Genomic DNA, 25,035 nt, shown 5'->3' with positions numbered 1-25,035 from the left:
GCGCTCCTCTCCGCGGCCGTGCCTGCGGCGCGGGGCCGCGTGAGACCGCTCGCCGAGCCTAACAAGTCCGCCCCTCCGTGCCCATCGGGACAGTCGCCGACACGCCATGCCGGCCGGTCGGGACACGGCGGGGTTTCGGCGGGGGGCGGAGCATGCCGTACACTGGACGAGCAGTAGTTGTCTGCATTCTTTCGCCGTGCCCGGTCAGCCGACCAGGTGTGGCGGGGAGGCGGACGGAGACCCCAGGGTCTCTAGGGCGGTAGCTCAATTGGCAGAGCAGCGGTCTCCAAAACCGCAGGTTGCAGGTTCGATTCCTGTCCGCCCTGCGCGTCAGCTCAGAGCTGGCACACGAAAGGTACATTGAGGATGGTTCAGGACGCATCGGGCGCTGTGGTCTCCGCAGCGAACGGCGGCGGGAGCCCCGGCAAGAAGCTCGGCTTCTTCGGTCGGATCGCGCTCTTCTTCCGTCAGGTGATCGCCGAGCTCCGCAAGGTCGTCACGCCGACGCGCAAGGAGCTCGTCAGGTACACGCTCGTGGTGCTGGGCTTCGTCGTCGTGATGATGGGGCTCGTCTACGGGCTCGACATGGTGTTCTCGTGGCTGACGACGCAAGTCTTCGGGGTTCCTGGGAAATCCGCGTGACCCCGCGGCCGCAGCGCCGAACCTGACCGAAAGTAGAACAAGTGTCTGAACGATTCTCCGACGACGTCGACTGGGCCACCGCGGCCGAGCAGTCGAGCGAGGAAGACGAAGCGCAGGAGGGCGACGTGCTCTCCGAGGAAGAGCGTGCCGTCACCCCCGCCGAGCACGTCGCCCTGCACATCGAGGGCGACGGCGAGATCGAGGACACGGACGAAGACATCGACATCGAAGACCCGGAGGCGGACGCGATCGTGAACGACGCTCTCAACCTGGACGAGGCAGCGGAGTCTGAGGCCGCTGCCGAGGTCCTGAACGACGCGGTGGCCGAGGAGGCCGCCGACCTGGAGGCCGCGACGGCCGACGAGGTGACCCCGTACGACGGCCCCGATGTGAACGGCGACGACGACGCCGACGAGACCACGGACGCCGACGAGGCGCCCGAGGAGGAGGACCCGTACGAGTCCTTCCGTCTCGATCTGCGGATGCTCCCGGGCAAGTGGTACGTCATCCACTCCTACGCCGGGTTCGAGCGCAAGGTGAAGGCCAACATCGAGCAGCGCAAGTCGACGCTCGAGGTCGAGGACGACATCTACCAGGTCGAGGTCCCGATGGAGGACGTCGTCGAGATCAAGAACGGCCAGCGCAAGATGGTCACCCGCGTGCGGATCCCGGGCTACGTGCTCGTCCGCATGGAGCTCAACGAGGACACCTGGTCCGTCGTCCGGCACACGCCCGGCGTCACCGGCTTCGTCGGCAACGCGCACAACCCGACGCCGCTGCGCTTCGAAGAGGCCTTCAACATGCTGAAGTCGCTCGTCGAGGTCAAGGACGTGCCCACCGCGAAGGCCGTCGCGGCGAAGGGCGGCACCGCCGTCGCCCGCCCGCTCCCGGCCGAGGTCGACTTCGAGGTCGGCGAGACAATCACCATCAAGGAAGGCTCGTTCGCCGGCCTTCCGGGCTCGATCTCCGAGATCAAGCCCGAGAGCGGCAAGCTCACGGTGCTCGTCTCGCTGTTCGAGCGCGAGACCCCGGTCGAGCTCTCGTTCGACCAGGTCACCAAGATGATCTGATCCCACCAGGGACAACGCAGAACGCCCCGCCTCGGCGGGGCGTTCTGCGTTTCCGGCCTGTCGGCCCTGCGCGCCGGTTCAGGCGTCGAAGGCGTCCGTGAGGATGACGAGCTTGCCGCGGACGTGCCCGTCGCGCAGGAGCGCGACGGCGCGCGCTGTCTCGTCCAACGGGTACCGGCCGGCGATCTCCACGCGCAGCTCCCCGGCGCTCAGCGCGGCGAGGATGCGGGGGAGTGCGTCGGGTGCGGCGTCCCCTCCGCCCGTCGCGACGACGCCATCGGGCACCGAAGGGCCGTGGGCGGCGATCGTCCTGATCCGCCCTAGCACGACGCCGAGCGTCACGGCCGCCTGTGCGGTCGCGGTGCCCTGCAGGTCGATCGCGGCCGTGACCGGACGGTCCACCGCGGTGCGGACCTCCGCGACGAGGTCCCCGGAGTAGGAGACAGGGATCGCGCCGAGGCCGCGCAGGAAGTCGTGGTTCTCCGGGGAGGCGGTGCCGATGACGGTCGCCCCGGTGCGGACGGCCCACTGCACCGCCAGCACCCCGACGCCGCCTGCCGCGCCGCCGATGAGCACGACGTCGTCGGGGCCGAGCGCGAGCGTCTCCACGGCGGCGAGCGCCGTGCGCCCGGCGATGGGCAGTGTGGCGGCGACGTCGAGGGGCACGTCGTCCGGCACCGGCACGAGAGACCCGGCCGGAACGACCACGGTGTCCGCGACGGCGTGGCCGCGGCTGCCGCCGAGGACCCGGTCGCCGATGGAGACGGTCGTCACGCCGTCGCCGACCGCCTCTACGACGCCCGCGAGGTCGTTGCCGTAGCCGCCGGGGACGCGGACGTCGAACGCCGCGGCGATCTCGGGGAAGGCCGCGACCTTCCAGTCAACCGGGTTGAGGCCGGCGGCGTGCACCCGCACGCGCGCCTCGCCGGGGCCGGGGTCCGTCGGGTCGAGGTCGACGATGGCGATGTTCTCCGGGCCGCCGACGGCGGTCTGCCACGCGGCGCGGTTGCTCTCGGTCATGGCACAGCACAACGCGGTGCCGGCCGGGGTATTCCTCGATCGATCAGACGGCGGCGGCGAGCAGGCGCGGGCTGCTCGCCCTGATGCGGTCGAGCGCCGAGAGGTCGCCGCGGAGGAAGGCGATCAGGCAGTTGAGGAACAGGCCGTCGAAGAGCGCGTACGCCTCGACCGGGGCGATGACCGGCGTCCGCCCTGACAGCTCTCCGTATCGGAGAACCACCATCCAGACCATGTCCTGCAGGAGGACGTCGATCGCGACGATCGTGTCGCGGAACCCGTCGTCGAAGAGTGCCTGATTGCGCAGGTCGTACCAGAGGCGGTGCATGTCGGCCTCGTCGCGCAGGGTCGCCGCCATCTCGTCGCCGAACCGGCGGGCCAGCTCCTCCGCGCTCGCGGAGGTCTCCACGATGGGGTCGTACCGCCGTGCGCACTCGGACTTGTACTGCCAGATGGCCTGGCTGATCAGGTCGTCCTTGTCCTCGAAGTAGTAGTGCAGCGATCCGTGCGACAGATCGGAGTGCGCGGCCACATCCCGCAGCCCGGTGCGCGCGTAGCCCCGTTCGGCGATCGCCGCGAGCGCGGAGTCGGCGAGCTCGCGCCGTCGTGCAGCGAACTTGTCGGTGCTCGCGCGTTCGGCGCGCGTGGCCACATCTCCCACGGTCTTCTCCCTGCTCCGGTCTGCCGTGATTCTACGCGGGGGTCCGCGCCATCCCAAGGGGAATCGACCGGATGTCCGGAGAGTTCTTGACGAGTGTCCGTATTTTCCTTGTCAAGTGTCCAGTTTTCTGGTCTGCTGGTCCCATCACTTTCACCGGCGAAAGGAGCGGACACCGATGTCCACGGATCTTGCAGGCCTGCGCGTGCTCATCACGGGCGGCGCGAAGGGGTTGGGGCTGCGCGAGGCGCAGCGGATCGTCGACGGGGGCGGCTCGGTCGTCATCGCCGACGTCGACGAGGAGACGGGGACGGCGGCTGCGGCCGCGCTCCGGGCGGACGGAGGCGAGGCGACGTTCGTCCGTCTCGACGTCACCGACGACGCCTCGTGGGAGTCGGGGATGGCCTCGGCCGTCCAGGCGCTCGGCGGACTCGACGGCCTGGTCAACAACGCGGGGATCGAGATCTCCGACCTCCTGGTCGACCTCGACCCCGCGAACATGCGGCGCGTCCTCGAGGTCAACGTGCTCGGCACGGCGCTCGGGATCAAGCACGGCTTCCGCGCGATGCGGCCGGGAGGCGCGGGCGGAGGCGGCGGTGCGATCGTGAACACCGCGTCGGTCGCCGCGACCATCGCCTTCCCGGGGATCGCCGCGTACTCGGCGTCCAAGTCCGCCGTCGAGCGGCTCAGCAAGGTGGCCGCCGCCGAGTCCGGTCGTCTCGGCTACGGCGTCAGGGTCAACACCGTGTGCCCTGGACTCGTCCCCAACGCCATGGGCGCGCAGCTCGCGGTCGACATGGAGCGGCTGGGGCTGTTCCCCTCCGCGGACGATGCGGTCGCCGCCGTCATCGGGCTCACGCCGTCCGGCCGCCTCGCGGGCGAGGAGGACATCGCCAACGGCGTCGCGTTCCTGCTCTCCGGGCAGTCCGCCTTCGTCAACGGCGCGACGCTGTCCATCGACGGCGCGATGGGGATGTGAGGCGATCATGGCAACGGACAAGCCCGTCGTCGTCTACGGCGTGAGCGGATACACGGGACGGCTCATCTGCGAGTACCTGCGGGAGCTCGGCGTCCCCTTCCTGGCTGCCGGACGCGATGCCGATCGCGTCCGCGAGGTCGTCGAGCGGATCCCCGGCATCGAGACCGCCGACTACGAGGTCGTCGCCGTCGAGAACGACGCGGACGCCATGGCGGAGGCCTTCGAGGGTGCTCGCGTGATCTGCAACACCGCAGGGCCGTTCATCAAGTTCGGCCCCGCCGTGGTCGACGCGGCGCTGCGCATCGGCGCGCACTACCTGGACACCACGGGCGAGCAGGACTGGGTGCTGGCGGCGCGGGACGGATGGGGGGACCGGTTCGCCGAGCGCGGGCTGCTGCTCTCGCCCGGCGTCGCGCACATGTACACGACGAGCGAGATCGCCGCGAACATCGCGCTCGAGCCCGGCGGCTACGACACCCTGGACATCCTGGTGCTGTGGAAGGGGTATCCGACCTTCGCCTCGACCCAGACGATCTTCACGATCCTCATGGCCGACTGGTTCTATCTCGAGCAGAACCGGCTGGTGGAGTGGGACCACACCTCGTCCTTCCAGGTCTCGGTGCCGGGCTACCACGAACAGGCGACGGCCGTGCCGTGGGGCGGGATGTCGCACCCGATCTGGTTCCAGAACGACCCGCGCGTGACCAGCGTCCGCGCGATCGGCGGTGTGTTCGCGCCCGAGGTGATGGCGAACGTCGGGCAGACCATCGCGATGTTCGAGGAGCAGATCCGGCCGCTCGACAAGGAGGCGCAGGAGGCGGCCCTCGCCGAGATCGCCGCGTCCGTGCAGGCGGGCATGCCGCCGAGAGAGAACCCTCGGATCAACCGCTCGCTGGACTCGGTGCACGCCTCGGGCCCGCTCGGCCGCTCGCACGTCGTGATCCACGGCAACAGCAACTACAAGCAGACCGGCCTGCTGCAGGCCTATGCCGCGTACTCGCTGCTCCAGCAGGCGCCGAATCGCCCCGGCTTCGCCTCCGCGTGCCAGGCGTTCGGCCACCGTGAGCTGCTCGGCCAGCTGCGCGCCTTCGGGCTCGTCGCGGAGCCCGTGGTCACTCGCGTCTGAACGAGAGGGCGGCGCCGGCGACGGCGCCGCCCGGAGGGGAGTCCCATGCACTTCGCGAACCTGCCATCGCGGCGGGCGGCGGCGTATCCCGCCGCGCCCGCGATCCGCGACGACACGGAGGAGCTCGACAGCGCCGCGCTCCTCCGCCGCTGCGAGAGCGCGGCCGCCGTCCTCGCTGCGCACGGCGTCGGCGAGGGGGACGTGGTCGCGGTCCTGCTGCCGAACCGCGTCGACCTCATCGTCACGCTCTTCGCGGCCTGGCGGCTGGGGGCGGCGGCGACGCCGATCAACCCGGTCCTCGGCGATGCGGAGGCGCGCTACCAGGCCGAGGACGCCGGAGCGCGCCTGGTCGTCGCCGAGGCCGGCGACCGGGTCCTCGGCATCCCCGTCCTGGACCCGGGGGAGCTCGCCGCGGGCGATCCAGGGACCCTGCCTCCCCAGAGCCCCCGCTCCGACACGGAGCTCGCACTGCTGATCTACACCAGCGGCACGACGGGCAGCCCCAAGGGGGTGATGCTCACGCACGCGAACCTCGACGCGATGACCTCCTCGTTCGCGGAGTGGTTCGAGCTCGGCGCGAACGACCACAGCCTGCTCGTGCTCCCGCTCTTCCACGCCAACGGGATCGTCCTGGGGACGCTGACGCCGCTGCGCGCCGGGGGGCAGGTCACCATCACCGGACGGTTCTCCCGCGACCGGTTCTTCGACGACGTCGCCCGTCATCGCCCCACCTACTTCTCCGCCGTCCCGGCGATCTATGCGCTGCTGTCCACGCTGCCGGAGGAGGTCCGGCCCGACGCATCCTCGGTGCGCTTCGCGGTGTGCGGCGCGGCGCCGATGCCGGCGGAGGCGATCGTGCGCTTCGAGTCGCGGTTCGGCATCACGATCGTCGAGGGCTACGGCCTGAGCGAGACGACGACCGCATCGACCATCAACCCGCTCCGGGGGATCCGCAAGCCCGGCACCGTCGGGCTGCCGCTGCCCGGCCAGCGGGTCGCGGTGGTCGGCGAGGACGGGGAGCCGGTCCCGACGGGCGAGGCGGGCGAGGTCGTGATCGCGGGGCCGGTCGTGATGTCGGGATACCTCGGGCGACCGGAGGAGACGGCGCGGACGATCGTCGACGGTTGGCTCCACACCGGCGACATCGGGTGCTTCGACGAGGACGGCTATCTCCGGATCGTCGACCGCATCAAGGACATGATCATCCGCGGCGGCGAGAACGTCTACCCGAAGGAGATCGAGAACGCGCTCTACACGCACCCGGAGGTCCATGAGGCCGCCGTGGTCGGCCGAACAGACGAGGTGCTGGGCGAGGTCCCCGTCGCCTTCGTCTCGCTCGCACCGGGAGGGACGGCGACGCCGGAGGATCTCGCCGCGCACGTGGCCGGGCTGCTCGCGCGCTACAAGCGACCGGAGGCGGTCACGATCCTCGCCGCGATCCCGAAGAACCCGGTGGGCAAGATCGACAAGCCCGCGCTCCGCCGCGCGCTGAAGGAGCGAGTGTGAGCGTCGTCGTCGCCGGCGTCGGGATGATCCCGTTCGCCACTCCCAGGCACAGCGAGAGCTACGACCGGATGGGCGCGGAGGCGGCGCGCCGCGCGCTCGGCGACGCGGGCATCGTGCTCGCGGACGTGGACCAGGCCTTCGTCGGCTACGTCTACGCCGACTCGGCGGCGGGGCAGACGGCGCTGTACGGGCTCGGGCCGACGGGCATCCCGGTCGTCAACGTCAACAACTGGTGCGCCAGCGGATCGACCGCGCTGTGGCTGGGCAGGCAGGCGATCCTCTCCGGCACCGCCGACTGCGTCCTGGTCCTCGGATTCGAGCAGATGGCCCGCGGAGCCATCGCGCCCACCTACGTCGATCGGCCGGACTCCCTCTGGCGCTTCGCCGAGCGGCTGCCCGAGGACGAGCCGGAGGCGCCGGTCGCCGCGCGCTACTTCGGCGCCGCCGGGCGCGCGTACCTGGACCGGTATGACGCGGACGTCTCGCTGTTCGCCGAGGTGGCGGTCAAGGCGCGCCGGCACGCCGCGTCGAACCCGGCCGCGGTCTTCCGCGACCCCGTGACGGTGGAGGAGGTGCTGGGGTCGCCGCACGTGTTCGGCCCGCTGACCCGGCTGCAGTGCTGCCCGCCGACCTGCGGGGCGGCGGCCGCGATCCTCTGCAGCGAGGACTTCGCCCGCAGCCGCGGGCTCGACGCATCGGTCCGCATCAGGGCGCAGTCGATGACCAGCGACCTCCCCGACTCGTTCGCGGGGGACCCCATCGCGCTCATCGGCGCGGGGATCGCGCGCCGGGCGGCGGACGCCGTGTACGAGGCCGCCGGCGTCGACCCGGAGGAGATCCCGGTCGCCGAGCTGCACGACTGCTTCACCGCGAACGAGGTGATCTCCTACGAGGCGCTGCGGCTGACGCCCGAGGGGACGGCGACGCGCTTCGTGCGGGAGGGACAGAACACCTACGGCGGACGCGTCGTGACCAACCCCTCCGGCGGGCTGCTGTCCAAGGGGCATCCGCTCGGGGCGACCGGCCTCGCGCAGTGCGCCGAGCTGGTCGGCCAGCTGCGGGGCCGCGCGGGTGCGCGGCAGGTGGAGGGCGCGACGCTCGCGCTGCAGCACAACCTCGGTCTCGGAAGCGCCTGCGTCGTCACGCTCTACGAGTCCGTCCGAGGCCTTGGATGAGGTAGACTTCTGTGGTTTGCGGTCCGCTTCGGCGTGCCCGCGAGCACCACCGCGTTCCGGAACGGCCGGATCCGCGGGAGAGCGGGTGCAGAAGGCATCCGCTCGAGAAAGGAAGAGACATGGCACCGAAGAAGAAGGTGACCGGCCTGATCAAGCTTCAGATCAACGCCGGCGCCGCCAACCCGGCGCCGCCGATCGGGCCTGCGCTCGGTCAGCACGGCGTCAACATCATGGAGTTCTGCAAGGCGTACAACGCCGCGACCGAGTCGCAGCGCGGCAACGTCATCCCCGTGGAGATCACCGTCTACGAGGACCGCAGCTTCACCTTCATCCTGAAGACCCCGCCGGCCGCGGAGCTCATCAAGAAGGCCGCCGGCCTGCAGAAGGGCTCGGCCACGCCGCACACGGTCAAGGTCGGCAAGATCACGATGGACCAGATCCGTCAGATCGCCGAGACCAAGGGCGCTGACCTGAACGCGAACGACATCGACTCCGCGTCGAAGATCATCGCCGGGACCGCGCGCTCCATGGGCATCACGGTCGAGGGCTGAGGGAGATAACAATGGCTACCAAGTCCAAGGCTTACCAGAACGCCGTCGCGAAGATCGAGGCGGACCGCTTCTACACCCCGACCGAGGCCGTCGCGCTCGCGAAGGAGACGGGCTCTGCGAAGTTCGACTCCACCGTCGAGGTCGCGCTGAAGCTCTCCGTCGACCCGCGCAAGGCCGACCAGATGGTGCGCGGCACCGTCATCCTCCCGCACGGCACCGGCAAGACCGCCCGCGTCATCGTCTTCGCCACCGGCCCCGCGGCCGAGGCAGCGATCGCCGCGGGCGCCGATGAGGTCGGCGGCGCCGAGCTCATCGAGAAGGTCGCCGGCGGCTGGACCTCGTTCGACGCCGCCGTCTCGACCCCGGAGCTCATGGGCCAGGTCGGACGTCTCGGCAAGGTGCTCGGCCCCCGCGGCCTGATGCCGAACCCGAAGACCGGCACCGTGACCCCGAACCCGGCCAAGGCCGTCGAGGAGATCAAGGGCGGAAAGATCGAGTTCCGCGTCGACAAGCACGCCAACGTGCACTTCGTCGTCGGCAAGGCCTCCTTCACCGCCGAGCAGCTGGACGAGAACATCGGCGCGGCGCTCGAGGAGATCGTGCGCCTCAAGCCGTCGAGCTCCAAGGGCCGTTACATCCAGAAGGGCGCCGTGTCGACCACGTTCGGCCCCGGCATCCCGCTGGACGTCAACGCCATCTGAGCGACTGTATGAAGAAGGCCCTCGCTTCCGCGGGGGCCTTCTTCGTTCCCCGGCTCGGCCGGCGTTCCTCGGCCCGGCGCTCCCGACCGCGAGACTGCAACTGCGTTCCGAGACTGCGTGATTTTCCTGCTGTCTCGGAACGCAGTTGCAGTCTCGGCGGGGGATGGGGCGGGGCGGCTCGCCGGGGCAGGTGCGGGCGGGGTATCCTGCGGGGCGGCTCGCCGGGCAATCCGTCGGGCCGATGCAACGGTGTCGGATCGATGGGCCGGGAATGGCCGACGGGCTGTGATCGGTCCGACAGGATGCGAGCCGGCCGGGTGAGATCGGGCGGGCCGGGTGGGATCGGGTCGGCAGGATGCGAGCCGGCCGAGTGGGATCAGGCCGACGGGATGCGGGCCGAGTGGATTCGGGCCGGCAGGATGGGATCGAGCCGGCCGGAGGTGGGCCGTCCGACAGCGGGCCGGATATCTCCGCGCCCGCCACCGGCGCCCCGCCGGTCAGCCGGTGATCACGGGGAGCACGAGCCCGACACCCAGCCCGATCATCACGATCGCGATCACCGCGTCGAGGATGCGCCAGGCGCGCGGCGTCCGCAGCCAGCGTCCGAGATAGCGCGCGCCGAATCCGAGGGCCGTGAACCAGAAGAAGCTGGCCGCGATCGCGCCGGCCGCGAACAGCCAGCGCTGATCGCCATGGGTCGCGGCGACCGAGCCCAGCATGAGCACGGTGTCGAGGTACACGTGTGGATTCAGCCAGGTGAGGGCGAGGACGGTCAGGATCGCCGGTCCGAGTCGCGTCGACGTCGTCGCGACCCGGACGCCCGCGCCCGCGACCCGGACGTCTGCGACACCCGCACCGCTGGTGCCCGCCATCGGTGCGACAGTCTCCGCGCGCCCGGAGGCCTGCCCCGCCGTGGTGTCCAGCGCCTCGCCGCTCGGGCGCCATGCGCGTCGTGCGGCGAGCAGCCCGTAGACGATGAGGAAGGCGGCGCCCGCCCAGCGGGCGACGACCACGAGCCAGGGTGCGGTCTGGATGAGGAAGCCGAGCCCGGCGACACCGGCGAGGATCAGCGCCGCATCGGAGACCGCGCAGATCAGCACGATGGGCAGGACGTGCTCGCGACGGAGGCCCTGACGCAGCACGAACACGTTCTGAGCGCCGATCGCGATGATGAGCGAGAGGCCGAGGCCGAGGCCGGAGAGGACGGTGAGCACGGATCGACACTACGTCGACCGTCATCATGAACAGAAGCGAAGATAACTTAAGGATCATTAGTATCGCTTCATGAACATCGATCCGGCTCTCGCCCAGACCGTCGCCGCGGTCATCGACGAGGGGACCTTCGATCGGGCGGCGCGGAGGCTGCACGTCACCCCGTCCGCGGTCAGCCAGCGCGTCAAGGCGCTCGAGGAGCAGCTCGGTCGCGTTCTCCTCGTGCGATCGAAGCCCGCCCGGCCCACGGAGGCGGGGGAGGCGGTGGCCCGTCTCGCCCGGCAGATCGCGCTCCTCGAACGGGATGTCGTCGCAGGGTTCGGGCTCGGCGCGGACGAGGGGACGACGCGCATCCGGGTGTCGCTCGCGGTCAACGCCGACTCCATGGCGACCTGGTTCCTGGCACCGCTCGCCCGGCTCGCCGAGGAGCACCACGTCGAGTTCGACCTGCATCGGGACGATCAGAACTTCACCGCGCGGCTCCTGGAGTCCGGGACCGTCATGGCGGCGGTCACCGCGGAGTCCGCCCCGGTCGGCGGATGCACGGTCACCCCTCTCGGCGTGCTGCGCTACACGCCCGTCGCCGCCGTCGGGTTCGATGGCCGCTGGTTCCCGGACGGGGCGACCACGGAGGCGCTCGCCGCGGCGCCGTTCGTCGACTTCGACCGGCGCGACACGCTCCAGCACGACTGGCTGCGCGCTCGCGGCGTCGATCCGTGGGCGGTCCCGCGGCACTACGTTCCGGCGACGTACGACTTCGCGCGCGCCGTGGAGCTCGGTCTCGGCTGGGGGCTGCTGCCGGTCGTGCAGGCGGAGGAGGGTCTGAGGGCCGGACGGCTCGTCCGGTTGGCCGAGGAGGAGACGGCCATGCCGCTGTTCTGGCAGCAGTGGAACCTGCGATCCCGTCTGCTCGACGCGATCGCCGCCGAGGTCAGGGCCGAGGCGGGCAGGGTCCTGGGCTGAGCGGCGGTCGCGTCGGGCGCCTGTGGCGAGACGCGGGGCGGGGCCGTAGGGTCATGGCATGGCCTCAGAGCGCATCACGCTGACCGTCCCGGGTCCGGACGGAGACCGCGTCGTCGACCTGTCCAGTCCGAACCGCGCCGTCTGGCCGGCCCCGGAGCAGGGGCCGGGGGCGGGGACGCCGATCACCAAGGCGGAGCTCGCCGAGTACGTGCAGACCGTCTCCACGCCCTTCCTCGCGGCGAACGGGCATCGTCCGGTCTCGCTGGAGCGCTTCCGCGCCGGGATCGGAGGGGAGAGCTTCTTCTCCAAGAACCCGCCCAAGGGCACGCCCGACTTCGTCGAGAGCGTGACGGTGACCTACAACAGCGGTCGCCGTCATCCGCAGATCGTCCTCACGGAGGCCGCAGCGACCGTCTGGGCCGTGCAGATGAACACGGTCGTCTTCCACCCGTGGGCCTCGCTCGCGGAGGACACGGACGACCCGGTCGAGCTGCGGATCGACCTGGACCCGCAGCCGGGGACCGGGATCCCCGAGGCGGTCGTCGCCGCCCGGGAACTGCGTGACGTGCTGCGCGAGGCGGGGCTCGAACCCTTCATCAAGACGAGCGGCAACCGGGGGCTGCACGTGTTCTGCCCGATCGTCCCGGAGCACGAGTTCCTCGTCGTCCGGCATGCGGTGATCGCCGCGGGACGCGAGCTCGAACGACGCATGCCGGATCGCGTGACGACGAACTGGTGGAAGGAGGAGCGGGGCGAGCGGATCTTCGTGGACTTCAATCAGGCGAACCGCGACCGCACGATGGCAGGGGCGTACAGTCCGCGCGCACTGCCCGGAGCCACCGTGTCGACGCCGCTCGAATGGGACGAGCTGGACGAGCTGGATCCCTCGCGTTTCACGCTGCGGACGATCCCGCAGCGTCTGGCGGACATCGGCGATCCCTGGGCGCGGATGCCGGAGAGCGCCGGGCGCATCGACGTGCTGCTGGAGTGGTGGGAGCGCGATGTCGGGAACGGCCTCGGCGAGCTGCCGTTCCCTCCGGAGTTCCCGAAGATGCCCGGTGAGCCCCCTCGTGTGCCGCCGAGCAAGAAGGTCGCCGCGAACTGGGACGACGACGGACACCGCGTCGACGACTGACGGCTCCGCCGATCCGGGCGTCCCTCTGGACCGTGTTCCGATTCTGGGCCGTGTCCCGGCCTCTGGAGCGTGTCCCGGCCTCTGGACCGTGTCCCGATTCTGGTGGTCAACGGAGCTCTGAGCGACCAGAAGTGGGACACGGTCGCCGAATATCGGGACATGGGCGCCGGGAAGTAGGACACGGGCGCCGGGAAGTGGGACACGGACGCCGGATATCGGGACACGGACGCCGGATATCGGGACAGGGGCGCCGGGAAAAGCGCGGGTTCAGTCGATCACGGAGGCGAGGTCGTAGCCGGCGACGGTGTCGAGCTGGTCGTAGGTGCACGAGCGCGGATCGCGGTCGGCGCGCCAGCGTTCGAACTGGACCGTGTGGCGGAACCGCCATCCCTCCAACTGGTCGTAGCGCACTTCGAGGACGCGCTCGGGGCGCAGTCGCACGAACGAGACGTCCTTCGCCCCGGTGAACCGCGACCGCTCGCCGGCGTCGGTGACGACCTCTCCCGCATCGTCGCGCTCCACGAGCGGCGCGAGCTCCTCGACGAGCTCCTGTCGTCGGACGTCGCTCCACGCGGCGACCCCGCCCACCTGTCGCAGGACGCCGTCCTCGCCGTACAGCCCGACCAGGAGGGAGCTGACGCCGGAGCCGCTCTTGTGGACGCGGTATCCGAGCGCGACCACATCGGCGGTCCGGGCGTGCTTCACCTTGAGGAGCGTCCGCTTGCCGGGGGCGTACGGCTGGGCGAGCGGCTTCGCCACGACCCCGTCGAGGCCCGCGCCCTCGAACTCCGCGAGCCAGCGCCGTGCGAGGTCCGCGTCCTCGGTGGTCCGCGTCAGGTGCAGTGGATGCGCCGCGCCGGTCAGCAGCGCCTCCAGTCGGGCGCGCCGTTCCGCGAATGGGAGCGGCTGCAGGTCCTCGTCGCCGTCGGCGAGCAGGTCGAAGGCGATGAACATGGCGGGTGTCTCGGCGGACAGACGCTGCACCCGGGAGGCTGCGGGGTGGATGCGCGCGCTGAGCGCCTCCCAATCCAGCCGCTGCGATCCCGCGGAGCCGGTCGCCACGACGATCTCGCCGTCGAGCAGGCAGGGGCCGGGGAGGAGCGCGGGAAGCGCCTCGACGAGCTCGGGGAAGTAGCGGGTGAGCGGCTTCGCACCGCGCGAACCGATCACCAGCTCCTCGCCGTCCCAGGCGACGAGGCCGCGGAACCCGTCCCACTTGGGCTCGTACAGCAGACCGCCCGGCGTCCGCTCCGGGTCGGGGATGCCGGGCGCCGCCTTGGCGAGCATGGGAGCCGGGATGTCGTAGCGCATGGATCCATGTAAGCGCACCTCGTCGTCCGCGTCAGCACCTGGATGTGACGTGTCGGCCGCGGCCAGCCGAAGAGCCCAGCCGAAGAGCCCAGCCGAAGAGTCGAGTCGAGGCGAAGCGTCGAGGCGAAGTGCTCAGGCGAACACGTCGTCGAGGTGGACGTGTCGTCCAGCATCGGCGAGCGCGGTGCGCGCGGCGTGCCAACCGGCCATGCCGCTGACGCCGGGACCTGGGGGCGTCGCCGCCGAGGCGAGGTAGACCCCGGGCATCGGGGTCCGCCAGGGGGCGGGGGAGACGGCGGGACGCTTCACCGCCTGCGCCATCGTGAACGCGCCGCCGAAGACGTCTCCGCCGATCTCGGCGGGGTTGATCCGTGGACGCTCCCGTGCGGTGACGGCGTGCGAGGCGAGGATCCGGTCGCGGAACCCGGGCGCGAACCGCTCGATACGCTCGGTGATGATCGCGGTCGCATCGAGGTCCGACCCTGCCGGCACGTGGATGTAGGCCCAGAAAGCCTGCTTGCCCTCCGGGGCGCGGGTGTCGTCCAGGACGGAGGGCTGCACCGTCAGCACATAGGGCGTCTCGCTTACTCTTCCTCGGGCGACGGCGTTCTCGCTCGCCCAGACCTCCTCCCGCGGGCCCCCGACGTGCACGGTGGGGGAGCGGGCCACTTCGGGGTTCGCCCAGGGGACCGGTCCGTCGAGGGCGAAGTCGACCTTGGCCGCCGCGGCGCCGTATCGGTATGAGCGGATCGCCCTGGCGTAGCGGGCGGGGACGTCGGGAAGGGTCAGCGCGAGCCGGGGCGAGGCGTTCAGCACCAGCAGGTCGCCGCGGGCGGGATCGCCCCAGTCCAGGGCGGAGAGGTCGGAGACCTCGACGCCCGTCTCGACGGTCCCGCCATGCGCGCGGAGATCGTCGACGAGGGCGTCGGCGATCCGTTGCGCCCCGCCCCGCGGATAGGGCCAGCCGCCCGCGTGGGCGTGGGCGGCGAGGAGGAGGCCGGCGGCGGCGCCGCTGAGCGACGGCAGCGGGCTGTTGGCGTGCGCGACCACGCCGGCCAGGAGGGCGGCGGCCTCCGGGGTGCGGAAGGCGTGCCGGCCCCATGCGGTGCCCTGCTCGAGCATGCGCAGCCCGTAGCGGACCGCGGTGATCGGGTGCCGGGGGAGGCGGAGGAGGGAGGAGCCGGTGAACTCCGTCAGCTCCTCGATGCGGCGGCTCAGGGGACGGACCAGGGCGAGCCAGGCTCGAGCGTCGGGGCCGAGCGCCTCCGCCGTCCGATCGATGTCGTGCCAGGCGATCGCGGCCCGCCCTCCGTCGAGCGGGTGCGCATATGCCGCTTCCGGAATGATCCAGTCGATGCGATCCAGTCCGAAGGCGCGGAAGAAGGGCGAGGCGTAGGCGGCGGGGTGGACGGCCGAGCACACGTCGTGCACGAAGCCGGGGAGCGTGGCGGCCTCCGTCCGAACACCGCCGCCGTAGCGGGCAGCAGCCTCGACGACCCGCACGCGATATCCGGTGCGGGCGAGGACCACCGCGGCTGCCAGCCCGTTGGGCCCGCTTCCGACGACGGTCGCTTGGGGCATGGGATCAGTCTCCCACGGGCGACGGTCAGACGAAGGCGCTCATGCCGGTGATGTCCCGTCCGAGGAGCAGCGCCTGGACGCTCTCGGTGCCCTCGTAGGTGTGGATGGCCTCGATGTCGGCCATGTGCTGCATCACGCCGTTCTCGAGCAGGATGCCGTTGCCGCCGAGGAGGTCGCGCGCGATCGAGGCGATGCGGCGTGCGGCGCGCGTGTTGTGGAACTTCGCCAGCGACGCCTGCGTCGGCCGCAGCTCCCCCGCCGTCTCGAGGTCCGCCATCCGACGGCAGAACAGCTGCATCGAGGTGAGGTCCTCGAGCATGTGGGTGAGCCGTTCCTGGACCATCTGGAACTTCGCCAGCGGCTTGCCGAACTGGATGCGCTGGGTGGCATATGTCAGTGCGGCCTCGTAGCAGGCGGTCGCGTGGCCGAGCGCCGACCAGGCGACGCCCGAGCGGGTGGCGTAGAGGACGGTGGACGCGTCCTTGAAGCTCTTCGTGCCGGGGAGAACAGCATCGAGGGGCACCCGCATGTCGTCGAACCGCAGGTGGGCCTGGTGGATGCCGCGCAGCGACGCCTTCCCCTGGATGACGGTGGCCTGATACCCCGGCGTCTCCTGCTCGACGAGGAAGCAGCGCACGGCACCGTGCTCCTGCGCTCCCTCGTCGTCCACGCGCGCCCAGACGAACGTGACGCCCCCGGACGCGCCGTTGCCGATCCACTTCTTCGCCCCGCGGATGACCCATTCCCCGCCGTCGCGACGGGCGACCGTCTCAAGGGACACGGAGTCGGAGCCGTGATCGGGCTCGGTCAGCGCGAAGGACCCGAGGACGCTCGCGTCGGCGAGGGGCGTGAGCCAGCGTCCCTGCTGCTCGGGGCTGCCGAACAGCGCGAGGGTGCGCAGTGCGAGTCCGCCCTGCACGGCGAGGATGGTGCCGAGCGACCCGTCCCCGCGGGAGATCTCCATGTTGACCAGGCCAGCGGCGAGCGGCGAGAGGCGGGTGAGGTCCGGGTGGTCGATGCCGTCGACGACGAGGTCGAGCTCGCCCATCCGTCGCGCCGCCTCGAGCGGATACTCCGCGCGATCCCAGGCCTGGACCATCCGCGGGGCGATCTCGTCCACGTACGCCTGCGCGCGCTCCCACGCCTCACGATCGGCGGCAGGGATATCGGAGAAGACCGCGTAGTAGTCGGAGCCGCGGCGGCCGGTGACGTCGTAGGACGACACGCTCTCGCCGGGGAAGGGGGCTGCGCTGTTCATGGGCACTCCATCCGAATGGTGAGACTGAGTCTCATCTGGCATGGGACAGCGTACCGCGATGCGGCGACGTTCGCCTTCTCTCCACAGGGGTTCATCGGATCGGGTTCTCCACCGATCGTGGGGTGACGGCGATCCCACCCGTCCGTCTCCTGGAATCATCGGGACATCGGCGACAGGATTGGGGGATGATCGCGGTGACGGAGCCTCAGGTGTGGACGGTGATCGGTGTGCTGGCCGCGGCGTTCATCGGGACGATCACGGTGACGACGCAGCTGATGATGCGCACGATCTCGACGCAGTTCCGCGGCGTCGATCAGCGATTCGATGAGGTCGGACGCCGGATCGACGAGGTCGGCCATCGGATCGACGAGGTGCGCACGGAGTTGCGCGCGGAGATGGCCCTCCGGTTCGACCACGTCGGGCACCGGCTTGACGGCGTGGAGTCGAGGCTGGACCGGGTGGAGCGACGACTGGACGGCATGGACGGCGACATCCAGGCGCTCTCGCGCCGGGTCATGCCCGAATGAGGGCCTACGCCAGGTCCTGCTGCAGTCGGCGTGCGATCTCGGACATCGGCATGGACCGCGGGAACACGGCCACCACGACGGCGTCGTCATCGTGTCCGGCGTCGGCGTCGGGGTGAACGCCGAACCGGCGCATCGCGTCGTCGAGGGCGTGGCGGAGCACGGTCACCGGCGTCCGCGCTCCTCGGAGGAGCCGGCGCAGCACATGGTTGTGCACGGCGGTCACGAGCGCGGCGAAGCCGACGGCGTCGAGAGGGTCAAGGCCGGGGACGGAGCGGCGGAGGTAGTCGTCGAAGAGGCGCTCGTACCGGAAGACGGTGACGATCTCCCTGTCGCGCAGCACCGGCTCCTGCCGGACGACCTGGTAGCGGCGCCGTGCGAGGTCCGGGTCCGCCGCGAACCGGCGGAAGACCATCACGGAGGCCTCGCAGACCGCGAGCCAGGGATTCGCGTGCGGGCGGTCGAGATAGCTCCGCATCGCGGCGAGCAGCTCCTCGTGGTCGGCGAAGACGACGTCGTCCTTGCCGCCGAACTGGCGGAAGAAGGTGGATCGCGAGATCCCGGAGGCCTTCGCGATCTGCTCGACGGAGGTCGCATCGAAGCCGCGTGACGCGAAGAGGTCGAGTGCGGCGGCGACCACGGCGGTGCGTGCGGGGGACACGTCGGCGTGCTCGGTCATAGGAGCAGAGCCTATTCCCTCGGGGGTCACGGGGCGGTCCGCGGCGGCTGGGGAGGGCGACATGTCCCGTTCAGAGGGAGGGGGTAAGCTGAGGGATTGGTCGATATCTCGACATCGAGAGACTTTTTCCGGACCGCCATCCCAGTGAAGGAAACGCAGTGGATCTGTACGAGTACCAGGCACGAGACCTTTTCGAATCCTATGGAGTGCCGGTCCTCGCCGGCATCGTCGCCGACACCCCTGAGGAGGTGAAGGCAGCGGCAGAGAAGCTCGGCGGTGTGGTCGTCGTCAAGGCGCAGGTCAAGACCGGCGGTCGCGGCAAGGCCGGCGGCGTGAAGGTCGCGAAGAACCCGGACGAGGCGTATGAGGCCGCCAAGGCCATCCTGGGCCTGGACATCAAGGGCCACGTCGTCCAGCGCGTGATGGTCGCCGCCGGTGCGCGCATCGCGAAGGAGTTCTACTTCTCCGTGCTGCTGGACCGCGCCAACCGCTCCTACCTGAGCCTCTGCTCGGTCGAGGGCGGCATGGAGATCGAGCAGCTCGCCGTCGAGAAGCCCGAGGCGCTCGCCCGCATCGAGGTCAACCCGCTCACGGGCGTGGACAAGGACAAGGCGCTCGAGATCGCGAAGGCCGCGGGCTTCCCCGAGGACCTGCTCGACGCCGTCTCGGACGTGTTCGTCAAGCTCTACGACGTCTACAAGGGCGAGGACGCCACGCTCGTCGAGGTCAACCCGCTCGTGCTCACCGAGGAGGGCGACGTGATCGCCCTCGACGGCAAGGTGTCGCTCGACGACAACGCCTCCGAGATCCGCCACCCGCAGCACGAGGAGCTCGCCGACAAGGCGACGGAGAACCCCCTCGAGGCCAAGGCGAAGGAGGCAGGCCTCAACTACGTCAAGCTCGACGGCCAGGTCGGCATCATCGGCAACGGCGCAGGGCTCGTGATGTCCACGCTCGACGTCGTCGCCTACGCCGGCGAGAACCACGGCGCGGTCAAGCCCGCCAACTTCCTCGACATCGGCGGCGGCGCATCGGCCGACGTCATGGCCGCCGGGCTGGACGTCATCCTCGGCGACGAGCAGGTCAAGAGCGTCTTCGTGAACGTGTTCGGCGGAATCACCGCCTGCGACGCGGTCGCCAACGGCATCAAGGGCGCGCTGGAGAAGCTCGGCTCGGCCGCCTCCAAGCCCCTCGTGGTGCGCCTGGACGGCAACCGGGTCGACGAGGGCCGCGCGATCCTCGCCGAGTACGCGCACCCGCTCGTGACCCTGGCCGCGACCATGGACGAAGGCGCCGACAAGGCCGCCGAGCTGGCCAACGCCTGAGGCGTCGAGAAGAACTGAGGACAGAGAACATGTCGATCTTCATCAACAAGGACTCCAAGGTCATCGTCCAGGGCATCACCGGCGGTGAGGGCACCAAGCACACCGCCCTCATGCTGAAGGCCGGGACCAACGTCGTCGGCGGCGTGAACGCCCGCAAGGCCGGCACGACCGTCGCCCACACCGACAAGGACGGCAACGCCGTCGAGCTCCCCGTGTTCGCCTCCGTCGCCGAGGCGATGGAGAAGACCGGGGCCGACGTCTCGATCGCCTTCGTGCCCGCGGCCTTCACCCGGAGCGCGATGATCGAGGCCATCGACGCCGAGATCCCGCTCCTGGTGGTCATCACCGAGGGCGTCCCGGTGGGCGACTCCGCCGAGGCCTGGGCCTACTCCGTCGAGAAGGGCAACAAGACCCGCATCATCGGGCCGAACTGCCCCGGGATCATCACGCCGGGCGAGTCCCTCATCGGCATCACGCCGGCGAACATCACCGGGAAGGGCCCGATCGGGCTGGTCTCGAAGTCGGGCACCCTGACCTACCAGATGATGTTCGAGCTGCGCGACCTCGGCTTCTCGACCGCCATCGGCATCGGCGGCGACCCCGTCATCGGTACCACGCACATCGACGCGCTCGCCGCGTTCGAGGCGGACCCGGAGACCAAGGCGATCGTGATGATCGGCGAGATCGGCGGTGACGCGGAGGAGCGTGCGGCCGACTTCATCAAGGCCAACGTCACCAAGCCGGTCGTCGGCTACGTCGCCGGCTTCACCGCTCCTGAGGGCAAGACCATGGGTCACGCCGGTGCGATCGTGTCGGGCTCTGCCGGCACCGCCCAGGCCAAGAAGGAGGCCCTCGAGGCCGCGGGCGTGAAGGTCGGCAAGACCCCGTCCGAGACCGCCGCGCTCATGCGCGAGGTCATCTCGGCGCTGTAGGGACAGCACGCGCGGTCATCGCGCAGAGAAGGGCTCCGGGCTTCGGCTCGGGGCCCTTCCTCGTGCTGGCTTCGTGCGGGTCTCGTGCGGGTCTCGTGCTGACGGCGTCCGTGCGAGCGCTGTGCCTCTTCGGCGACGGCGACGGAGACGGCACGACGATTTGCCGGGCAGCGGATCTTCCCCCTAAGCTGACGCTCTCTGTGACCGGATCATGGCCGTCGGCGGTTCACCCCACCCGCCGCGTCCTCTCGTCGGCGATCGTCGACGATGACGCGCGCAGAGGCCGATTTTCTCACCCGATAGATGAAGGTCCGTAGATGACAGATCAACAGATTCCTCGGCGCGCCGTCGTGAAGGCCGCGGCCTGGGCGACGCCCGTGATCGCTCTCGCGGCGGCCGTGCCCTCCGCGGCGGCCTCGGGCGGCTTCGCCTGCCCGAGCGACGTGCGGCCCGCGGCGGTGGTCACGCAGCTCGACCCGTCCGACTGGCACGTCTTCCTGGCCCGCGCCTGGTGGTCGCTGTCCAGTAAGTACTTCGGCATCGACACGACGCTCGTCGATCCCGCCGTCTACGGCTCGACCTACGAGTTCACGCTCCTCGGCGGGACGAGGTTCACGATGAGCGACGGCGGAGGATCGACCGCTCCGTGGTACCCGAGCTTCAGCACCTTCGTCGGCACGGTCGGCACGGTCACGCCGCTTCCTCCCGTCGCCGGCACGATCGGGGAGCTGAACGCGCTCGTCGTCCCCGACGTGTACGACCCGAATGCGAACGTGGACGTCATCTTCGAGGCGGCGGACGCGTTCACGCCCTCGTCCGTACAGTTCACGGCCGAGCTGCGGTTCACCAGTCCCACGACCGGCGAGACCGTCGTCTGCGTCCAGGACTTCACCTACGTCATCGCGAGCTCGTTCACCGGCGGCCCCGTCATCAACGGGCACGGGCATCTCAACCTGACCGGAACCGTCGGGGTGTAGCGACGACCGTCACTCGGCGAAGGCGCGGCGGTGGGCGGCCGGGGTCGTCCCGAGACGCTCCCGGAAGTGGTGCCGGAGGGTGACGGCGGTGCCGAACCCCGCGGCGTTCGCGACGGCGTCCAGGGGCAGGTCCGTCGCCTCCAGCAGTCGGCGCGCCTCGTCGAGCCGACGGGTCAGCAGCCAGTCGCCGGGACTGGTCCCCGTGCGCTCCCGGAATCGGCGGGTGAACGTGCGTCGCGAGAGGTGAACGCTGCCTGCCCACTCGTCCAGGGCGGTCGGGGTCGTCAGCCGCTCCATCGCCCATCCCATTGCTCGGTCGATCTCGTCGCCGTCGGCGTCCGCGGGAAGGGGCTGCGCGAGGAACTGCGCCTGGGAGCCGTCGCGATGGGGAGCGAGGACGAGCTCACGGGCGATCGCGCCGGCGACGGCGCTGCCGAGCTCCGTGCGTACGATGTGCAGACAGCAGTCGAGGGCAGCGGCGACGCCGGCGGAGGTGACGACGTCGCCGAGGTCGGTCCAGAGGCTCTCGCAGCGGATCCGATGCCCGGGGTGGGCCCGTCCGAGGTGCTCGCCCGCCGACCAGTGGGTGGTGATCTCGCGCCCGGCGGCGATGCCGCTCGCCGCGACGACGTAGGCGCCGAGGCAGAGCCCGACGATCCTGGCCCCCCGCTCGTGCGCGGCGCGAACCGCGTCGAGGAGCTGGGGGCTCGGGTCGGTGCCGGGATCCCAGCTCGGGATCACGACCATGTCCGCGTCGGTCATCCGCGCGAGACCGTCCGCGACGAGCATGTCGTACCCCGCCCCGGTCCGGATGGCGCCGGGGCGCTCGGCCACGGTCACGAGCCGGTAGGGACTGTCGGCGCCCCGGATCCCCACGCGGCCGAAGACCAGATGGGGGACGGAGAGGTGGAACGGGCTGATGCCAGGGAACGCGAGGACGGCCACGGTGCGCATGGCCCGATCTTAGCGAAGAGTGTCCCACGGGCCGCTTTCGATGCCGTCGCCGTCGTCGCACCATGGGGATATGACGAACACGACCCTCACCCTCGTCGGCGGTCCGACCGCCGTCCTCGACTACGCAGGCGCCCGCTTCCTCACGGATCCGACCTTCGACGGGCCGGGGGACTACCCGTCGCCGGGCGTCGTGCTCCACAAGCTCACCGGCCCCGCGCTCGGGCCAGAGCGGCTCGGGGGGATCGATGCCGTGCTCCTCTCGCACGATCAGCACGCCGACAATCTCGACCGGTCGGGGCGCGAGCTCCTCGGACGGGTGCCGGTCGTGCTGTCCACGCCCGAGGCCGCCGATCGCATCCCCGGCGTCGTGGGGCTCGCCCCCTGGCAGGAGCACCGGGTCGGAGACGTCGAGGTCGTCGCGCTGCCGGCGCTGCACGGTCCCGACGGCGAGGAGACCGAGGGGCTCTCCGGGACGGTGACCGGGTTCCTGCTGCGCGCGCCTGGGCATCCGGTCGTGTACGTCTCGGGGGACAACGCCTCCGTGACGGTGGTCGAGGAGATCGCCGCGCGGGTCGGGCGGATCGACGTCGCGATCCTCTTCGCGGGGGCGGCGAACGTCGGGCGCTTCGGCGACGCCGACCTCACTCTCAACGCCCGCACCGCGGTCCAGGCGGCGCGGATCCTCGGCGATGCCGTGGTCGTGCCGATCCATGCGGAGGGCTGGCACCACTTCTCCGAGGACCTCGCGAGGCTCGCCAGGGAGTTCGAGTACTCCGGGCTCTCCGCGCGTCTTCGCGTCCCGCGCGCGGGCGACCCCCTGGAGCTCTAGCGCCGTCGCCCCTCCGCGCGCGTCCCACCGTCCGTGTCGGGAACTGCACGTAGGCTCGTGGAGACATGCAACGCCTCCTCATCGTGCTCCTGGCCGCCATCGACGCCGCCGTCGCAGCGGCGGTGGGACTGGCGGTGATCCTGGCCCCGCTGACGGTGCTCTGGACCATCGCGTTCGGCGTCGGGGCCGACTGGGGCGCGCTGTGGCCTGCGACCTCGACGCTGTGGCAGCTCGGGCACGGGGTCCCCGTCGACATCGCGCTTCCGGATGCCGTGCTCCGCGACGCGGGCATCGCCCCGGAGGCCTCCTCCTTCGCGATCTCCGTCCCGCCGCTCGCCCTCCTCGTCTTCACCGTCGTCTTCGCCGCGCGCTCGGGGCGCCGTGCGGCGCTCGCCGGGTCCTGGGTCACCGGCGTCGTCGCTGGGACGACGGCCTTCACGCTGATCGCCGCGGTCGTGGCTCTCACCGGCCATCTCGCGATCGCCGCGACGCCGATGGCGTGGGGGATCGCGGCGCCGGGCATCGCCTACCTCTGCGGTGCGCTCGTCGGCGGCATCGCCGTGGCCTGGACGGACGGGGACGGCGGGATCGTCGACGCCGTGCACGATCGCGTCGACGCCTGGGGCGACTGGTCAGGGGTCCCCGGCGACGCGGTGCGCGGTGCGGCGGCCGCCCTCGTGGCCGTGCTGGGAGCCGCAGGGCTCGCCTTCGGCGTCGCTGCCCTCCTCCGCGGCGGGGAGGCCGTCGCCCTCTTCGAGTCGCTCCGGGTGGACGGCCTGGGCGCCACGGTCATATCCCTCGGCCAGCTCGCCTACGTTCCGACGCTCCTCTGCTGGGCGATGGCATGGCTCGCCGGCCCCGGCTTCGCCGTCGGGGTCGGCACGGCGGTCTCGCCGGCGGGGACCCAGCTCGGCGCCGTCCCCGGGATCCCGGTGCTGGGTCTCCTCCCCGAGACCTCATCGCCCTGGCTCCTCATCGTCGTGCTGGTCCCGATCGGCGCCGGCGCCCTGGCCGGCTGGATCGTCCGATCCCGCGCGGTCTCCGCGGGGGAGGAGCGGGGGATCGTCCCGCGGCTCGGCACCGCCATCGGGATCGCAGTGCTCGCCGGCGCGGGCGCAGCGCTCCTCGCCACGCTCTCGTCAGGCTCCCTCGGTCCTGCCCGGCTCGCCCAGGCCGGACCGGAGGCGGGACCGATGGCACTGGCGATCGGGGCAGAGGTGCTCGTGGGCGCCGCGATCATGCTCCTCGCGCCGCGGCACCGGAACGAGCGGCTCCTCGAGGCGCGGCTAGACTGATCCCGTGCTCTCGGTCGCCGTCCTCATCTCGGGCACCGGCTCGAATCTCCGTGCCCTGCTCGATGCGGCAGCCGACCCCTCTTATCCCGCCCGGATCGTCGTCGTCGGCGCCGATCGCGAGGCGGACGGGCTCGCGCACGCGGAGGAGTTCGGCATCCCGTCCTTCACCGTCCCGTGGAGCGGGCACACCAGCCGCGAGGCCTGGGGAGCGGAGCTCGACGCGCAGCTGCGCGTGTGGCAGCCCGATCTCATCGTGCTGAGCGGCCTCATGCGCCTGCTCCCGCCCGCCGTGGTCTCGGCCTGGTCCCCGCGCATCGTCAACACCCACCCCGCCTACCTCCCGGAGTTCCCTGGCGCGCACGGCGTCCGCGACGCGCTCGCCGCGGGGGCGACGCAGACGGGGGCCAGCGTGATCGTCGTCGACGACGGCGTGGACACCGGGCCCGTCCTCGCCCAGGAGCGCGTCCCCGTGCTGCCAGGGGACACCGAGCACAGCCTGCACGAGCGGATCAAGCCCGTCGAGCGGCGGCTCCTCATCGACGTCGTCCGGCGCATCGCCGAGGGCGGCCTCGACCTCGGCACCGTCCGCGACCGGCCACGCTCCGCGTCCTCCTGACTCCTCTTCCCGCCTCTCC

The 25,035-nt window shown here is 71.1% G+C and carries 25 protein-coding genes and 1 tRNA gene; 18 read left to right on the top strand and 8 right to left on the bottom strand.

Translation table 11 applies throughout. From position 1 onward, the window contains the following. Window positions 1-253: 253 nt before the first annotated feature. The 3 genes from J2Y69_RS13425 (at window position 254) to nusG (ending at window position 1,712) form a co-directional block, all read left to right on the top strand. Window positions 254-326, top strand: a tRNA-Trp gene (locus J2Y69_RS13425). 40 nt (window positions 327-366) lie between these two features. Next, on the top strand, window positions 367-642 hold the full coding sequence (gene secE, locus J2Y69_RS13420) for a preprotein translocase subunit SecE (protein WP_310021576.1): 276 nt from the start codon (window positions 367-369) through the stop codon (window positions 640-642). 41 nt (window positions 643-683) lie between these two features. Beyond that, entirely contained in the window at window positions 684-1,712 is a 1,029-nt protein-coding gene (gene nusG / locus J2Y69_RS13415) for a transcription termination/antitermination protein NusG (RefSeq protein WP_310021573.1), read from the top strand. A 78-nt stretch (window positions 1,713-1,790) separates the two neighbouring features. Here nusG and J2Y69_RS13410 read toward each other — a convergent pair whose 3' ends face one another. Together J2Y69_RS13410 and J2Y69_RS13405 are read right to left on the bottom strand one after the other, a co-directional pair. After that, a complete protein-coding gene (locus J2Y69_RS13410; RefSeq protein ID WP_310021572.1) occupies window positions 1,791-2,732 on the bottom strand; it encodes an NADP-dependent oxidoreductase in 942 nt (313 codons plus the stop codon). Between the two features lie 43 nt (window positions 2,733-2,775). Further along, window positions 2,776-3,390, bottom strand: coding sequence for a TetR/AcrR family transcriptional regulator (locus tag J2Y69_RS13405; RefSeq protein WP_310021570.1), 615 nt, complete (start codon window positions 3,388-3,390; stop codon window positions 2,776-2,778). Window positions 3,391-3,565: 175 nt separating this feature from the next. Between J2Y69_RS13405 and J2Y69_RS13400 the strand changes: the two genes are divergently transcribed. The 6 genes from J2Y69_RS13400 to rplA all read left to right on the top strand — a co-directional run bounded on the left by J2Y69_RS13400 (window position 3,566) and on the right by rplA (window position 9,425). Then, complete coding sequence (locus J2Y69_RS13400; protein WP_310021569.1) at window positions 3,566-4,366, top strand: SDR family NAD(P)-dependent oxidoreductase; 801 nt, start codon at window positions 3,566-3,568, stop codon at window positions 4,364-4,366. Between the two features lie 7 nt (window positions 4,367-4,373). Continuing rightward, the gene (locus J2Y69_RS13395) at window positions 4,374-5,492 is read left to right on the top strand and encodes a DUF5938 domain-containing protein (protein ID WP_310021567.1); all 1,119 of its coding nucleotides are present in this window, start codon (window positions 4,374-4,376) and stop codon (window positions 5,490-5,492) included. A 45-nt stretch (window positions 5,493-5,537) separates the two neighbouring features. Continuing rightward, a complete protein-coding gene (locus tag J2Y69_RS13390) occupies window positions 5,538-6,998 on the top strand; it encodes a class I adenylate-forming enzyme family protein (RefSeq protein ID WP_310021565.1) in 1,461 nt (486 codons plus the stop codon). Then, entirely contained in the window at window positions 6,995-8,173 is a 1,179-nt protein-coding gene (locus J2Y69_RS13385) for a lipid-transfer protein (RefSeq protein WP_310021563.1), read from the top strand. Before J2Y69_RS13390 ends, J2Y69_RS13385 begins: the two co-directional genes overlap by 4 nt. A 119-nt stretch (window positions 8,174-8,292) precedes the next feature. Further along, entirely contained in the window at window positions 8,293-8,724 is a 432-nt protein-coding gene (gene rplK / locus J2Y69_RS13380) for a 50S ribosomal protein L11 (protein WP_310021561.1), read from the top strand. 11 nt (window positions 8,725-8,735) lie between these two features. After that, window positions 8,736-9,425 (top strand): 50S ribosomal protein L1, encoded by a 690-nt coding sequence (gene rplA / locus J2Y69_RS13375; RefSeq protein ID WP_310021559.1) that lies wholly within the window; start codon window positions 8,736-8,738, stop codon window positions 9,423-9,425. A 497-nt stretch (window positions 9,426-9,922) separates the two neighbouring features. Here the strand turns inward: rplA and J2Y69_RS13370 are convergent, their stop codons facing one another. Continuing rightward, the gene (locus J2Y69_RS13370; protein WP_310021556.1) at window positions 9,923-10,639 is read right to left on the bottom strand and encodes a LysE/ArgO family amino acid transporter; all 717 of its coding nucleotides are present in this window, start codon (window positions 10,637-10,639) and stop codon (window positions 9,923-9,925) included. A 70-nt stretch (window positions 10,640-10,709) separates the two neighbouring features. Between J2Y69_RS13370 and J2Y69_RS13365 the strand changes: the two genes are divergently transcribed. Further along, complete coding sequence (locus tag J2Y69_RS13365) at window positions 10,710-11,600, top strand: LysR family transcriptional regulator ArgP (protein ID WP_310021554.1); 891 nt, start codon at window positions 10,710-10,712, stop codon at window positions 11,598-11,600. A gap of 58 nt (window positions 11,601-11,658) precedes the next feature. After that, complete coding sequence (ligD, locus tag J2Y69_RS13360) at window positions 11,659-12,735, top strand: non-homologous end-joining DNA ligase (protein WP_310021552.1); 1,077 nt, start codon at window positions 11,659-11,661, stop codon at window positions 12,733-12,735. A gap of 267 nt (window positions 12,736-13,002) precedes the next feature. Here ligD and J2Y69_RS13355 read toward each other — a convergent pair whose 3' ends face one another. From J2Y69_RS13355 to J2Y69_RS13345, 3 genes are all read right to left on the bottom strand, one after another. Beyond that, window positions 13,003-14,046: an ATP-dependent DNA ligase gene (locus tag J2Y69_RS13355; RefSeq protein WP_310021550.1), complete on the bottom strand. Its 1,044-nt coding sequence runs from the start codon at window positions 14,044-14,046 to the stop codon at window positions 13,003-13,005. A 132-nt stretch (window positions 14,047-14,178) separates the two neighbouring features. Further along, the gene (locus J2Y69_RS13350) at window positions 14,179-15,627 is read right to left on the bottom strand and encodes a phytoene desaturase family protein (protein ID WP_310021548.1); all 1,449 of its coding nucleotides are present in this window, start codon (window positions 15,625-15,627) and stop codon (window positions 14,179-14,181) included. A gap of 25 nt (window positions 15,628-15,652) precedes the next feature. Then, window positions 15,653-16,885, bottom strand: coding sequence for an acyl-CoA dehydrogenase family protein (locus J2Y69_RS13345; RefSeq protein ID WP_310021546.1), 1,233 nt, complete (start codon window positions 16,883-16,885; stop codon window positions 15,653-15,655). A 185-nt stretch (window positions 16,886-17,070) separates the two neighbouring features. Between J2Y69_RS13345 and J2Y69_RS13340 the strand changes: the two genes are divergently transcribed. Further along, on the top strand, window positions 17,071-17,412 hold the full coding sequence (locus tag J2Y69_RS13340; RefSeq protein WP_310021544.1) for a hypothetical protein: 342 nt from the start codon (window positions 17,071-17,073) through the stop codon (window positions 17,410-17,412). 4 nt (window positions 17,413-17,416) lie between these two features. Here J2Y69_RS13340 and J2Y69_RS13335 read toward each other — a convergent pair whose 3' ends face one another. After that, the gene (locus J2Y69_RS13335) at window positions 17,417-18,088 is read right to left on the bottom strand and encodes a TetR family transcriptional regulator (protein WP_310021542.1); all 672 of its coding nucleotides are present in this window, start codon (window positions 18,086-18,088) and stop codon (window positions 17,417-17,419) included. Window positions 18,089-18,246: 158 nt separating this feature from the next. On the opposite strand from J2Y69_RS13335, the gene sucC reads away from it, so the two are divergent. The 3 genes from sucC to J2Y69_RS13320 all read left to right on the top strand — a co-directional run bounded on the left by sucC (window position 18,247) and on the right by J2Y69_RS13320 (window position 21,322). After that, the gene (sucC, locus tag J2Y69_RS13330) at window positions 18,247-19,413 is read left to right on the top strand and encodes an ADP-forming succinate--CoA ligase subunit beta (RefSeq protein WP_310021540.1); all 1,167 of its coding nucleotides are present in this window, start codon (window positions 18,247-18,249) and stop codon (window positions 19,411-19,413) included. Between the two features lie 29 nt (window positions 19,414-19,442). Continuing rightward, entirely contained in the window at window positions 19,443-20,345 is a 903-nt protein-coding gene (gene sucD / locus J2Y69_RS13325; protein ID WP_310021538.1) for a succinate--CoA ligase subunit alpha, read from the top strand. 317 nt (window positions 20,346-20,662) lie between these two features. Beyond that, window positions 20,663-21,322, top strand: coding sequence for a hypothetical protein (locus tag J2Y69_RS13320; protein WP_310021536.1), 660 nt, complete (start codon window positions 20,663-20,665; stop codon window positions 21,320-21,322). A 9-nt stretch (window positions 21,323-21,331) separates the two neighbouring features. On the opposite strand, the gene J2Y69_RS13315 is transcribed toward J2Y69_RS13320, so the two are convergent. After that, window positions 21,332-22,276 carry a GlxA family transcriptional regulator gene (locus tag J2Y69_RS13315; protein WP_310021534.1) on the bottom strand — a complete coding sequence of 315 codons (945 nt, stop codon included), beginning with the start codon at window positions 22,274-22,276 and terminating at the stop codon, window positions 21,332-21,334. A gap of 70 nt (window positions 22,277-22,346) precedes the next feature. Here J2Y69_RS13315 and J2Y69_RS13310 point away from each other — a divergent pair, with 70 nt between their 5' ends. The 3 genes from J2Y69_RS13310 (at window position 22,347) to purN (ending at window position 25,016) form a co-directional block, all read left to right on the top strand. Next, window positions 22,347-23,105, top strand: coding sequence for an MBL fold metallo-hydrolase (locus J2Y69_RS13310; RefSeq protein ID WP_310021533.1), 759 nt, complete (start codon window positions 22,347-22,349; stop codon window positions 23,103-23,105). 65 nt (window positions 23,106-23,170) lie between these two features. Next, window positions 23,171-24,400, top strand: coding sequence for a cell division protein PerM (locus tag J2Y69_RS13305; RefSeq protein ID WP_310021531.1), 1,230 nt, complete (start codon window positions 23,171-23,173; stop codon window positions 24,398-24,400). A gap of 4 nt (window positions 24,401-24,404) precedes the next feature. Beyond that, a complete protein-coding gene (gene purN, locus J2Y69_RS13300) occupies window positions 24,405-25,016 on the top strand; it encodes a phosphoribosylglycinamide formyltransferase (RefSeq protein ID WP_310021529.1) in 612 nt (203 codons plus the stop codon). Window positions 25,017-25,035: the final 19 nt, after the last annotated feature.

It is taken from the genome of Microbacterium resistens (genome assembly GCF_031456305.1).
Lineage (GTDB): Bacteria > Actinomycetota > Actinomycetes > Actinomycetales > Microbacteriaceae > Microbacterium > Microbacterium resistens_A.
This window is presented reverse-complemented; position numbering and strand designations above follow the sequence as displayed.

Coding starts and splice junctions, on each gene's coding strand:
- secE (WP_310021576.1), top strand. CDS start 367: ATGGTTCAGGACGCATCGGGCGCTGTGGTCTCCGCAGCGAACGGCGGC.
- J2Y69_RS13410 (WP_310021572.1), bottom strand. CDS start 2,732: ATGACCGAGAGCAACCGCGCCGCGTGGCAGACCGCCGTCGGCGGCCCG.
- J2Y69_RS13400 (WP_310021569.1), top strand. CDS start 3,566: ATGTCCACGGATCTTGCAGGCCTGCGCGTGCTCATCACGGGCGGCGCG.
- J2Y69_RS13395 (WP_310021567.1), top strand. CDS start 4,374: ATGGCAACGGACAAGCCCGTCGTCGTCTACGGCGTGAGCGGATACACG.
- J2Y69_RS13390 (WP_310021565.1), top strand. CDS start 5,538: ATGCACTTCGCGAACCTGCCATCGCGGCGGGCGGCGGCGTATCCCGCC.
- rplK (WP_310021561.1), top strand. CDS start 8,293: ATGGCACCGAAGAAGAAGGTGACCGGCCTGATCAAGCTTCAGATCAAC.
- rplA (WP_310021559.1), top strand. CDS start 8,736: ATGGCTACCAAGTCCAAGGCTTACCAGAACGCCGTCGCGAAGATCGAG.
- J2Y69_RS13365 (WP_310021554.1), top strand. CDS start 10,710: ATGAACATCGATCCGGCTCTCGCCCAGACCGTCGCCGCGGTCATCGAC.
- ligD (WP_310021552.1), top strand. CDS start 11,659: ATGGCCTCAGAGCGCATCACGCTGACCGTCCCGGGTCCGGACGGAGAC.
- J2Y69_RS13355 (WP_310021550.1), bottom strand. CDS start 14,046: ATGCGCTACGACATCCCGGCTCCCATGCTCGCCAAGGCGGCGCCCGGC.
- J2Y69_RS13350 (WP_310021548.1), bottom strand. CDS start 15,627: ATGCCCCAAGCGACCGTCGTCGGAAGCGGGCCCAACGGGCTGGCAGCC.
- J2Y69_RS13345 (WP_310021546.1), bottom strand. CDS start 16,885: ATGAACAGCGCAGCCCCCTTCCCCGGCGAGAGCGTGTCGTCCTACGAC.
- J2Y69_RS13340 (WP_310021544.1), top strand. CDS start 17,071: ATGATCGCGGTGACGGAGCCTCAGGTGTGGACGGTGATCGGTGTGCTG.
- J2Y69_RS13335 (WP_310021542.1), bottom strand. CDS start 18,088: ATGACCGAGCACGCCGACGTGTCCCCCGCACGCACCGCCGTGGTCGCC.
- sucD (WP_310021538.1), top strand. CDS start 19,443: ATGTCGATCTTCATCAACAAGGACTCCAAGGTCATCGTCCAGGGCATC.
- J2Y69_RS13320 (WP_310021536.1), top strand. CDS start 20,663: ATGACAGATCAACAGATTCCTCGGCGCGCCGTCGTGAAGGCCGCGGCC.
- J2Y69_RS13315 (WP_310021534.1), bottom strand. CDS start 22,276: ATGCGCACCGTGGCCGTCCTCGCGTTCCCTGGCATCAGCCCGTTCCAC.
- J2Y69_RS13310 (WP_310021533.1), top strand. CDS start 22,347: ATGACGAACACGACCCTCACCCTCGTCGGCGGTCCGACCGCCGTCCTC.
- J2Y69_RS13305 (WP_310021531.1), top strand. CDS start 23,171: ATGCAACGCCTCCTCATCGTGCTCCTGGCCGCCATCGACGCCGCCGTC.